9 protein-coding genes are annotated in these 8,337 nt (G+C 34.7%); all 9 read left to right on the top strand.

Going from position 1 to position 8,337, the window contains the following annotated elements:
* Positions 1-164 precede the first annotated feature (164 nt).
* A complete protein-coding gene (gene cas10 / locus H6G26_RS35635; protein ID WP_347242565.1) occupies positions 165-2,216 on the top strand; it encodes a type III-B CRISPR-associated protein Cas10/Cmr2 in 2,052 nt (683 codons plus the stop codon).
* A complete protein-coding gene (locus tag H6G26_RS35630; protein ID WP_190736026.1) occupies positions 2,213-2,962 on the top strand; it encodes an RAMP superfamily CRISPR-associated protein in 750 nt (249 codons plus the stop codon). Before cas10 ends, H6G26_RS35630 begins: the two co-directional genes overlap by 4 nt.
* Entirely contained in the window at positions 2,959-4,215 is a 1,257-nt protein-coding gene (csx10, locus tag H6G26_RS35625) for a CRISPR-associated RAMP protein Csx10 (protein WP_190736024.1), read from the top strand. Before H6G26_RS35630 ends, csx10 begins: the two co-directional genes overlap by 4 nt.
* Positions 4,212-4,634, top strand: a complete 423-nt coding sequence (locus H6G26_RS35620; protein ID WP_190736022.1) for a hypothetical protein — start codon at positions 4,212-4,214, stop codon at positions 4,632-4,634. The genes csx10 and H6G26_RS35620 overlap by 4 nt, the downstream gene beginning before the upstream one ends.
* A 33-nt stretch (positions 4,635-4,667) precedes the next feature.
* A complete protein-coding gene (locus H6G26_RS35615; protein WP_190736020.1) occupies positions 4,668-5,822 on the top strand; it encodes a putative CRISPR-associated protein in 1,155 nt (384 codons plus the stop codon).
* Between the two features lie 15 nt (positions 5,823-5,837).
* Positions 5,838-6,704, top strand: coding sequence for a CRISPR-associated RAMP protein Csx7 (gene csx7 / locus H6G26_RS35610; protein ID WP_190736018.1), 867 nt, complete (start codon positions 5,838-5,840; stop codon positions 6,702-6,704).
* Positions 6,705-6,714: 10 nt separating this feature from the next.
* Positions 6,715-6,978 carry a hypothetical protein gene (locus H6G26_RS35605; protein ID WP_190736016.1) on the top strand — a complete coding sequence of 88 codons (264 nt, stop codon included), beginning with the start codon at positions 6,715-6,717 and terminating at the stop codon, positions 6,976-6,978.
* Positions 6,979-7,004: 26 nt separating this feature from the next.
* On the top strand, positions 7,005-7,943 hold the full coding sequence (locus H6G26_RS35600) for an RAMP superfamily CRISPR-associated protein (RefSeq protein ID WP_190736013.1): 939 nt from the start codon (positions 7,005-7,007) through the stop codon (positions 7,941-7,943).
* On the top strand, positions 7,940-8,337 hold a 398-nt coding region (locus tag H6G26_RS35595; RefSeq protein WP_190736011.1), incomplete at its 3' end, for a hypothetical protein. The genes H6G26_RS35600 and H6G26_RS35595, both read left to right, overlap by 4 nt.

Genomic DNA, 8,337 nt, shown 5'->3' with positions numbered 1-8,337 from the left:
AATACTTAAAATATAAGTTCCATTTTTAGATGTTACTTTTATTTTCTTATTCCTGGTTAATACTGATTGTTTTTATCAGGTGCAAGATATGAGTAAACCAATTAGATAATTTACCATTTCCCAAAACTGTTGACGAATTAGAAAATTTAACTAAACAGTATCCGATTCTTTGGGAATCAAAGATTGGCTTAATTTATGGTGGTGCAACCAAAATCAAACAATATGTTTTTGAAGAATCTAAACTGCCCGATATTCGGGGCGCTTCTGGACTCTTAGATAGAATTAACTTAGTTGATTTACCTGCTTTTTTTAATGTAGTTCCTGAATCACGACACAACTACAATATCCAATGTGGGGAAGTTAGAAGATGGCTGAATGAAAATTTTTCTAATAACCCGAATTTATCAGATGCTTTAATTCCTGAACTTATTATTTACTCAACTGGTGGCAATATCCTTGCTTTTTGTCCTGCGGTTTTTGTAGATGATATAGCTAATGCTATAGAAAAAGTTTATACCAAAGAAACTTTAACTGCTAATTCTTGTGCAGTTGGAGAAACTTTTAGACTCTTAGAAATTCGCTTGGGTTTGCTTAAAGATAATATTGCAGAAATATTTTGGCTAGAAAAATATCAAAAAGAATATAAAAATAGTATTGTTGAGGCGTGTTTTGGAAAAGTTGATGATTTAACAAAAATTCAAGATACATTTGAAAAGCATAAAAGTTTTAATGAACTAACCACAAAATTAGCAATTCGTTTTAATCAGCGTCGCAGTGGCAATAAAATTCCAAATCGTCCCACTCATTGCTATCCACCAATGTTTGAAACTCATCCTTACCTGAGACGAGATGAAGGTGATAAACGTTCTGCTATTGCTCATATAAATCAACTAACGGGACAACCTTATCTCTCTGAAACTTTAATCCGTAAACGAAGAATAGGCGATAGAGCAAAGACTGGTATTTCTGAAACACCTAAATGGTATCAAGATATCGGACTAGAATGGGAAGCTGGAATAATTGAAAGTTGGCTGGATAAATTTGATGATTTTTTGAGAAAAAACACAGGACAGTCTAAGAAATATTACGGGAAAAATAACTATACAAAAGAAGTTAAAATTCCCCAATCTTTAACTCAATTGGGCAAAGTAAGTAATGGCTATGTTGCTTACATATATGCAGATGGTAATAACATGGGTGGTTTTATTCAAAACATCCGCACTCCCGAAGAATATCAAGAATTTAGCCAAGATGTAGAAAATGCAACAAAATATGCTGTTTATCAAGCTTTGGCATACAATCTGCATCCTCGTGAAATTAAAGGTATCAGTGAACCAGAATCAAAGATTCAAGATGGTGATTTAATTCATCCGTTTGAAATCATCACGATTGGCGGTGATGACATTTTATTGATAGTACCAGCAGATAGAGCTTTACAAATTGCTAAGATGATTGGTGAGCAATTTGAAGAGATCCTTTTGAAGACAGTCACAATATCAGGCGTAAAAATAAAAGGCAAATATCAGGTAGAAAATAATCTAGCTGACTCTAAAAAATTCCATCGGTGTAATGAAAAAATATCAGAACATGACCAATGTAAATTGAGTATGTCTAGCGGTGTATTGATTACCGCTTACAATACACCTATTTACTATGCAGAAGATTTAACAAACCAGTTGATGAAATCTGCTAAAAAATCTGCTAAAACCTTAAAAGAAAATGGCTATTATGGTGGTACAGTAGATTTTTTGACCATGAAATCAGTAACAATGATTTCATCAAGCATCGAAGAATTTCGTCAACAAGCTTTAACTATTGAGAATAGAGGCGCAAAACTGAAGCTGTATGCTGCACCTTATACACTAGCAGAATTAGATAATTTTTTGAAATCTATTCACGCATTGCGAAAAGCTGAATTTCCCAAATCACAACTCTATCAAGTTCGGAGTTTTTTAGAACGAGGTAAGCGAACAGCAAGTTTAAATTATTACTATTTTTGTCATCGACTTAAAAAAGGACAATCAGCACTTAAAATCGATTTTGAAAATATATGGTGTCAGGCAAAAACTAATGAAGGTTACATAGCACCTTGGATGTACGATATTCAAGGAAAAATGTATGAAACTATCTGGCGAGAAATGGTAGATTTATACGATTTAATAGAATTTTCAGATACGGAATCTCCACGACTATCATCTATGGAGACTGCGCTATGATAAAACTTCAAGATTTATCCAACTCTAACACAGTAGATACTTACAAAATTACTGCTGTAATTGATTCAGCGTTATGTGTAGGTGCAGGAGGTTCTTCTGGTTCTTTAGCAGATAAACCAATTGTCCGTAACTCAGAACGTAATTTACTAATTCCTGGTTCACAGATTAAAGGTAGAGTGCGCCATGAATGCGAAAAGTTGCTGCGAGGTTTAAAATGGGAAATTTCCGAATCTCCTAATGCAGGAAGAATGGTTATTCGTAGAGACAATGCACCTCCTAAATTTGAACGAGATGAATACAAAATTCCAGGATATGAACATACATATCACTGTTTAATCAGTCAAGTTTTTGGTGATCCAATTTTACCTTCACGGGTAATTTTTGATGATTTGGTTTGTACAGAAGAACTAGAAAACTTACCAGAAGTTTTACGCCCTGGTGTCACAATTAATCGCCGTCGCCGCATTGCAGAAGAGAAAAAACTTTATTTTCTAGAAACTTCACCTGTAAATGCAAAACTTCAGTTTCAAGGAGAGATACACATTCAACCAAGTCTCACACCTGAAAGACCTGATTATGCAAAAGTATTAATTTTGGCAGGGTTGCGACAAATTTATGCCTTGGGTGGAAGTAAGTCGGCTGGTTTAGGTTGGCTGCATTGGGAATTAGATGAATTACAAAATGGATTAAAAAATGTTGATATTGATGAAATTTTACAGTTTTTAGCAAAAGGAGAAATAAAGTGAAACGTATTGAATTAGAAATTAAGGCATTATCTCCTTTAGCGATTTCTCGACAAAAGCCAGGCGGTTCTATAAGTGAATGTGAAGATTATATTCCTGGTAGTGTCATTCGTGGAGCGATCGCAAGTCAAATTCTCAAACAATCAGGTAAGCAGTTTGATAATCTGAGTAATGATGGTGGCGATTTTCAGGAACTATTTTTAAGTGATACCCCTGCCATTTTTCAAAATGCTTATCCATCAATAAAAATTAAAGGTAAGTTGATTCCCAAGGGGAGAATTGAAGAAATTAAAGTCTTACCTGCAACAGCACTCAGTTCTAAAAATAAATTTGGGTTTAAAACAGAAAAGAAAAATGGCGTATTTGACAGTTTGATTGACCGATTTTGTGCAGAACACTATGGGTTTAGTTATGAACCTAATTGCCCAGAAGAGAAAGGTGGAAGAGTTGAGCCTTACACAAGTTTTTATAGTAAATATAATACTAAATATTATAGTTTAAATCTTACAAAACGCTTATTGACGCGAGTTGGTATAAACCGAAAACTTGCAACTTCAGAAGAAGATATTTTATACAGTATTCAAGTAGTCAACGAATCTCAAACAAGCAGGAAAAATGAAAAGCCTGTAATTCTCAAATCGGCAATTATCATTTCAAATAATAAAATCTTAGAAAAACTACAGCAATTCATTAATATTAATGGCTATAATTTTCGTTTAGGTGGATCAACTTCACGTGGTTTAGGAAAAGTTGAAATTAGGGCGGAAGAATTAGAAATTCAACACAGTATAAAAGACAAAATAGAGACATTTACGAATCACCTACAAGTACGCTGGGATAAATGGTCTATTTTTGGCAAGCCACTTCAAGAATTACCAAAAAATCGTACTTACTTTAGTTTAAATTTACAGTCTGATGCAATATTAACGGAAAAATGGCAACGTATTACTGTAATTTCCACACAAATGCTGCAAAATTTTACAGATGTTAATGATGAATCTCTACAACTCGAAGCAGCCTATAGCAGTTATGATTACCGTTCAGGTTGGAATTCAGCTTGGGGATTGATGAAAGATATAGAATTAGTAACAAATAAAGGAGCAGTATATTTATTTAGTACCAAACAACCACAAATTTGGTATACAGCTTTAGCAGAATTAGAATTTAAAGGTGTTGGAGAACGTACTTACGAAGGTTTTGGTCAAATTGAAGTTTGTAATGATTTCCATCTTGTATTTCGTGAGGAAGCGGTATGAGTAATTTTTTAGAACAACAGAAACAACTTAAGATTCAAACTGGAATTCGTAAAGTAGAAGATGAAATTGTTGATGCGATTGAACAAGCCTTAAAAGATAAAAATTCATATGGAGACTTAGAAGAGTCCCAATTTCGTAATTTAGTGCGAATAGCAGATACTACAGAAAGTATCGCAGTAATTAAAAATTTTTTACTTTACCAAGTAGGCCGAGATAAGAAATGGGGTAGGGGTCAAAATTCATTAGCCCAAAGAATTATTAATGATATCGATGACAAAATTCACAATCTTGCTGAAAGAATTCAAATTGATGCAGAAGCTAATCAAGATGATTTCAAACTTATTCGGATAGAATTAACTCGTCGCTACTTAGGTTATGGTGTGCGTTATCTGGTTTACAAAAACAAAGGTGAATTTTAACTTTTTCGTCAATTGTCTTAAGGAGAATTACTTGTGTATTCTAAGCCAAAACTGGTGATTTCTACTGTAGGTACAAGTTTGCTTACTAATCAAGTTTATAAATTTTTAGAAGATGATATCGAACATTGGTTAACTAGACTAGAAGATACAGCTAACTATACTGATGATGAAATCAAACGTTATGAAGATATTTGGCAGACTGTCCAAGATTTGGAACAAGCTGCAAGGAATATACTGAATAGTAATAATATTAAGGATGTTCGCAAAGCTAGCGCAGAACTAAACGGTATCTATGAATTATATAAAAATCAAATTGATCGCGCGAAATTAGACCACCACTATTTAATAACTACGGAAACTGCACAAGGTGAAATAACTGCAAACTTAGTTAAAGAATATTTGACTAGTAAAGTCGGATTTGTAGATACTTATACGCCAGATAAACTTTCAACTGCAAGCACTAAAAACTTTCACCAAGGAATTGATTATCTCATTGATTGGGTTCACCGTAAAGTAAAAAATGATTATTCAAATTATGATATTTACTTTAATTTAGTAGGTGGTTTTAAAGCTTTACAAGGATGTATGAATACAATCGGTATGTTTTATGCCGATCAAATTATTTATGTTTTTGAAGGCAAATACTCCAAATTAATCACAATACCTCGTCTACCCATAGATGTAGATAAAAATAAACTCAAAAACCACGTAGTTACCTTAGCTTTACTTGATGCTGGTGCTGGCTTATCGCCAGATAAAACTGCAACTGTTCCAGAAGCATTGGTCGCAGAAATAGATGGAAAAATGACTATTTCTAACTGGGGAGAACTTATTTGGAAACAATGTGAATATGATTTTCTAACACAAGAATTATTAAATTTTCCTCTAATTAATTACGAAGGTGATTTTAGGGGAGAATATAAAAAAATTACTGACTTAAATGATAGATTTTTACTGCAAAAAACCATTGCTAAAGTTTCAAGATGGCTTGAAGAATCTAATGGGGATACTAGATATGTCGCCAAACAGGTTGAGTATTATCCATATCAAGGAGCAAAAGATAAACAAGGAGTTGATCATTTTTATGTAGGTAAACAGTTCCGAGTTAGTTGCCAAAAACGCGGTGATATATTAATACTGCGACACTATGGAACTCATAAATATGTAGAAGGAAAAGAAACCACATAATTGAAGCCAATAACTATGTTCGACACATTTAAAAATCGCTTAGAAATTACAGGTAAACTCACCACAATCACAGCATTACGCATCAGTGCTGGACGTTCAAGTGAACCAATTGGTTCAGATTTACCCGTAATAAAAGATGCTTTAGGTCATCCATTAATACCAGGTTCTAGCTTTAAAGGTGCAATGCGATCGCGCCTAGAAAGTTTCCTCAGAGGTATTAATCTTAATTTAGCAGCCAATCCTGCTATTGAAGAGGAATGGTCTATTACCTCCAAAGCTATGAAGGAATTAAAAGATAGCTACGATGATGATGAAGCTTTAACTAGGAAAATTATCAAGCAGACTGATCTAGCTTCTCGTCTCTTCGGTTCACCTTGGATTGCTAGCAAATTCCAAGTCAGGGATTTAACTGTATTATCTGATACTTGGTTTGGACAATATCAAGAAAGAGACGGTGTAGCCATTGATAGAGACACTGAAACAGCCGCAGATGGAAAACTCTATGATTTCCAAGTAGTTCCAGCGGCGACACAGTTTGAGTTTAAGGCTGTAGTGGAGAATGCAGAACCTTGGGAACTGGGGCTGTTGATGATTGGGTTACACCAGTTTGAAACGCAACAAATACCTCTGGGCGGGGGGCGATCACGTGGCTTGGGAGTTGTTAAACTAGAAATTGACAAAATGTACTGGCTTGATGTTAACAATAAACCAGAAAAATTATTAACCTACTTGCAAGAATTAGTTAATAGCAACTTAGGTGATAAATTACCCAGCTATGAAGATGGTAAAGAATCCAAACAAAAATGGACTCAATCTCTCATCACATATTTAACAGAAAATCTACCTAAAAATTCTACGACTACAACCCATACACAATCTTGAGAATATCAAAATGGCTGTCAGTAACTATAAAACCATCGGTGAAGTTCTCAAAGCATTTCAAGTTACCTTCACGGAAGCAATTTTTATCAGCGAAATTCTGTTTAATATTCCCGATTGCTTCCGCGAAGATTTAGAACTGATGATGCGGGATGGTGACAGGTTTACCAGAAATATGACTCCTTTTACCATTTATGAACTAGATAAATTATTTACTGCCGCTAATTTTGTATTCCAACAGTCTGAATTACAGCTAAATAATTTAGTTGCAGCCTAAACAGATTTATTGAGATAAATACATCCATGCACAAACGACTTGTTAACCATTGCACTATTGATTTAAGCATCATCCCAGATGGGCCGATTCTGATTAAATCGGGACGTGAAGGTGCAGATCCCACAAATCCTGATATGGAATTTGTCAGAACTTTTCATCGGGGCGGGTGGTCAATTTATTTACCTGGAAGCAGCTTAAAAGGTGCAATTCGCGCCCATACTGAAAGAATTGTCCGTACTATTGGCGGTGATAATAATACAAAGAAACTTTGGGCTAGTGACCCTACGAAAGGTGATTACTTACCTAAAAATTTAGCAAGTCACGACATCTATGAACAATCTTCATTTACTGACCAAATGTTTGGTAATACTTCAATAGCAAGCCGCATTCGCATTGAAGATGCACATCCAGTTGACTTAACGCAACTGAAATTAGAAGAACGTAATGGCGTAGCAATTGACCGAGTATTTGGTTCGGTTGCGGTTGGCCCTTTCAATTATCAAGTTTGCACCGATGGAGAATTTCGTACTAAAATCCATTTGAAGAATTTTACATTGGCACAACTTGGCTTAATCGGTTTGGTGCTGCGTGATTTAAATGATGGTTGGTTTGGGTTAGGTTTTTCTAAATCACGCGGGTTAGGTACTGTTCGAGTTCAATACAATAGCGCAGTTGTCCAGTATCCGGGATGTCAATTTGACTCTGAAACCAGAAAGATTCGCCAATTGGGACATTCACAGGAATGGGACTCAACTTTTCTATTGGGGGTAGGAGAGTTTTTATCCCAAGAAGAAGCAAAAAAATATGGTTTTTCTAAACCAGATAATCAAGATTCTCCAGTTCGTGCAGAATCTATGGAATTAGATTTTGGTGTTCAACTTAAATGGGAAGGTGACACAGAATCTGGTGTAAAAGATTTATTTATGCGTTCAGTTCGTGCATGGAATAAGGTTTTAGTTGCATGAAACAAGAATTTCCGTCAGGGTATGTATATCATAAGCAATTAGTAGCTGATGATGAACTCGCTACTTTAATTAGTCACCCTTCTAACTCTCAAAGTTATTATTTTTTCCGTTACTCTCATGCTGTGAGTGGAATTTGTAGAAAATTACCTAATCAAAGAGGAGAAATTGAAGGACAGCTATTTAATTCCATTTGTGAAATACGATGGAAAAAATACAAATCAGGTTATGAAGTTTTAATTCTCAGCCAACAGGAATTTAACTTAAAAGGATTTGAAAAATTAACTGGGGCTTGGGAAATTTGTGAGAGAGATGCCTATTGGCATAATTCAGAAGAAACCAGATTTCCTAAAGATTTCACTTTTAAAGGTGAAAATAATCAATTTATTAAGCCTGA

Source organism: Nostoc sp. FACHB-888 (assembly GCF_014696655.1).
Classification (GTDB): Bacteria; Cyanobacteriota; Cyanobacteriia; order Cyanobacteriales; family Nostocaceae; genus Nostoc.
Note: the sequence above shows the minus strand (reverse complement) of the source record. Positions and strands in the feature narration are given on the sequence as shown.